General features: G+C 41.3%; 5 protein-coding genes. 3 read left to right on the plus strand and 2 right to left on the minus strand.

Going from position 1 to position 3,538, the window contains the following annotated elements:
• Positions 1–645 (plus strand): YjjG family noncanonical pyrimidine nucleotidase (locus AC1DSE_RS32685; RefSeq protein WP_477528869.1); only part of this gene is annotated, 645 nt, incomplete at its 5' end.
• A 34-nt stretch (positions 646–679) separates the two neighbouring features.
• Here AC1DSE_RS32685 and AC1DSE_RS32690 read toward each other — a convergent pair.
• Both AC1DSE_RS32690 and AC1DSE_RS32695 read right to left on the minus strand, forming a co-directional pair.
• Positions 680–1,093 (minus strand): hypothetical protein, encoded by a 414-nt coding sequence (locus tag AC1DSE_RS32690; RefSeq protein WP_477511614.1) that lies wholly within the window; start codon positions 1,091–1,093, stop codon positions 680–682.
• 101 nt (positions 1,094–1,194) lie between these two features.
• Positions 1,195–2,382, minus strand: a complete 1,188-nt coding sequence (locus AC1DSE_RS32695; RefSeq protein ID WP_076265903.1) for an ROK family protein — start codon at positions 2,380–2,382, stop codon at positions 1,195–1,197.
• 282 nt (positions 2,383–2,664) lie between these two features.
• Between AC1DSE_RS32695 and AC1DSE_RS32700 the strand changes: the two genes are divergently transcribed.
• Complete coding sequence (locus tag AC1DSE_RS32700) at positions 2,665–3,312, plus strand: GntR family transcriptional regulator (protein WP_477511615.1); 648 nt, start codon at positions 2,665–2,667, stop codon at positions 3,310–3,312.
• Positions 3,313–3,358: 46 nt separating this feature from the next.
• Positions 3,359–3,538 (plus strand): hypothetical protein (locus tag AC1DSE_RS32705; protein ID WP_477528870.1); only part of this gene is annotated, 180 nt, incomplete at its 3' end.

Consider the following 3,538-nt stretch of genomic DNA (forward strand, 5'->3'; position numbering starts at 1 on the left):
TTATTTGATTATTCTTTAGCAGAGGCGCACGCCCTTAAAAGTGTTTTCTTGGAGTTTCAAATTGACCTTCTACAATCACATATTGAACTCTATCGCTCAGTTAATCAGCAGTTGTGGAATGATTTTGAAAAGGGTGAGATTACTCTTGATTTTTTGCGGCATGAGCGATTTAGAAAACTGTTTGCAGAAGTTAAAGTCGAGCTTGATGCTGTACATTTTAGCGAGCGCTACGTTCATTACTTGGGAGAGGGCTCTTTCTTAATCGAGGGCTCGGATGTTCTTATTCAGCAGGTTCTTCATAATGGGCATCGCATTGCAATCATCACAAATGGGATTAAACAGACACAGCATAGTCGAATTGGCAGGTCTGCTTTAGCTCATTCGTTCGAGCATATTATCGTTTCTGAGGACACTGGTTTTTCGAAGCCGCAAACGGGAATTTTTGATTTTGCATTCGAGAAGCTGAATCTGATCAATAAGTCTAATGTGCTTATGGTCGGTGATTCATTAACATCTGATATCCAGGGCGGCCTCAATTATGGCATCGATACATGCTGGTACAATCCGAAGCGAAAGCCAAATCGTACAAGCATTAATCCAACGTATGAAATTCATCATTTAAACGAGCTGCTGCAACTACTATAAAAAAGCTGTTATTGTATAAAATTGGATCAATCATTCATTCGTAATGTTTCCCTGCATCGGGAAACTTTCCTTCTGGCGGCATCCAAGAGCTTTGGAAAATGTTTTTTTCATTAACTACTGAATAGGTATAAGTCCAACCCTTTTCGTTTATAAAATTAACGTTTAAGTGATAAGGGTTATATTGTCTTCCTACTTGTCGACTAATTTCCCATTCTTGATTAGGGTACCGTTCCTCCAAATATAGATTTAGCTGTTTTGTTTTATTTGAAACTTGATAATCAATCCAGTAGGGACGAATAACAAAAAGTAATAGCAAAAGTACAGTTAATGAACAAGACATATATAAACTCAGTTTTCTAACCTTCTTGGGTAAAAGTAATGCAATAACAAACATAATCATGACAAACCCAATCGAAGCTGCAATTTCAAATATGGTTATTGGATGCAAAGAAATCCCCACCTCAAATTTTCATTTGTACGATGTTAGTTCTCCCGCCATAGCCTAGAAACAAGAACGATGCAGGCCAAAGCCAGCATCGTTTTTTGTTTCTAATTAAGTTCCCAATCCTGCAGCAGCATTATGGCTGCCCCTGCGGTAACGGCATCTTCAGTCAGCTGTCCTTGCGAAAATTTCGGTTCATACTGCGGTGAGTAATAAATGTTGCTCCGGGCAACTTGAATGACCGTTTCATAAATCGTTTTATCGACATTGACGAGCGGGCCRCCTAAAATGACAGCCTCGGGATGCAAAATATTAATGAGATTGGCGATACCAATGCCGAGATAGGTAGCTGTTTGTAGAAATTGCTCCGTAATGAATGCATCTTTTTGCAAATACGCTTTCCGCAAAGCGTCAAATTGAACTTCCTCTGGCGGAATACCCATTAACGTGCTTGATCGGCCAAGCTTCAGTTGAGAGCGTATTTTCTTYTCCAACGCGGGAATGGAAACAAGTGCTTCAAGCGCGCCATAATTTCCTTCGTCGCCTAGCCTTGGACCATCGGTCTGAATGATCATTTGACCGAACGAGCCTTCCATATCTACTGCGCCTCTAACGATTTGTCCGCCTGACATCATCGAGGTTCGCAGACCAACTCCCGCATGAACATAAAGCATGTGTTCAACCTCTTCATTGCGCAGTGCCCAATGCTCGCCGATAATAGCTGTGTTCGCTCCATTATCGAGCAGGGCAGGCATGCCAAGCCGCTGTTCCAACCAGTCACAGATGGGAACATCAATCCAGCCTCGTGCAGGAAAATAACGGGGTTTTAGCATGACGCCATCTTCACGGCTCAAAGGGCCAACGGCGCCTATCCCAATCCCAATCACTTTGTTGCGATCAATGTGAAAGTCACTCATCATACGCTCAGCAATTTGAGTGATTTTGCCCACAAGCGTTTCTGGCGTCATTCTTTCATCCATCTTCCATCGTTCAAACGCGAGCGGTTTTAAATTCAAATCATATAAACCGATAGAGGAGGAGAAGCGGGATATTTCTAGCCCAAACACAGCACGATGATCTGGATTGACGCGATACAATATAGGCTTTCGCCCGCCTGTAGAACGTCCCAGCTCTGAAGCAAGAATTAGACCATCCGTTAGCAGTTCCTCCAGCAATCGCGACAAGCTGGTGGATGTTATCGTTAGTCGCGCCATTAAAGCAGCTTTGGAAACGAGTCCATCGCGAATGATGAGATCAAAAACTTGTTTTTTTATTGTAGGTACTTTTACATTCATATTTGAATCTCCATTTGTCCAAGTAATTATATCGGATATTAATCAATCTCTATTATATGCTCTAGGAATTTGCATGACTAGATAAAGTCCTAAAATATTTTATAAGCCATTTTAATCTTATGTACCTTTCGTTTTGATCAGATGGTTATTCTCAACCAAGCCCCAGTATATTTGTCAGTTTTCGACAAAATAATCGGTTGTCATAGATGGGAATAAGTTCTATAATCTTGTTACAAAGCAGATTATCGATAATCGATAATCGGAAACGGAGAAGTGAATGTTATGTTTGAGAACATGTCAATTCCTTCGGTTAGCTCCATTAGCGATCAGGTTTACACAGCATTAAAGAAGGAAATTCTAGCAGGTGAGCTGCAGCCGGGAGCTAGGTTGCTAGTTCTTGAAATTGCAAAAAAATTCAACATCAGCCAAGCACCGGTTCGTGAAGCGCTGGAACGACTGAAATCAGCAGGGTTTAGTACGAGCATCCCCAACAAAGGCTCAATTGTTTCTCACATAACCGACAAGGAAATAAAAGATATTTTCGAGCTGAGAGAGATCATAGAAGGTTTTGCGGTACGGCAATCTATGAAGCAGCTAAACGAAAATGATTTTAACTATTTAGAAGATCTGATTCGTCAAATGGATCTTGCTCATGAGCAAAACGATATTTTGAACATATTAGAGCTTGATATGGAGTTCCATGGCTTTTTTTATAGACGCTGCGATAACCATATGATTCTCGATCTTTGGAATCGGATGCGAATCAAAGTAATGCGGTTTATGGCTATTTCCAATCGTCATTACTCCACAGAAGAGCTGGCGGATTGGCATCTTCGACTCGTAGACGTTCTGCGCACTGGCGACGCTGCACTAGCAGAAGAAGCTTTTACTTTGCATATGCACTCTTACAAAATGATTCATCTCAATTAAAGTCATTCATTTCACAAGTCGACCTTACAAGAGGGGGAAATGGAGAATGTTAAGCGAGGGGTTATTATTTAAAGAAGATGTCATTCTTACGTGGATGAGGGAGCGTTTCTTGCGAAACCTGGTGTCTAATGCCCGTGCAATGAAGTCGGATTTAAAAGAAAGCTTATCCAGGCTTCAGCTTAATCCCTATTACACTTTTCCAGTTATGGCTTTGGTAGAACCGACG

The sequence above is a fragment of the Paenibacillus sp. 01L418 genome (assembly GCF_056400045.1).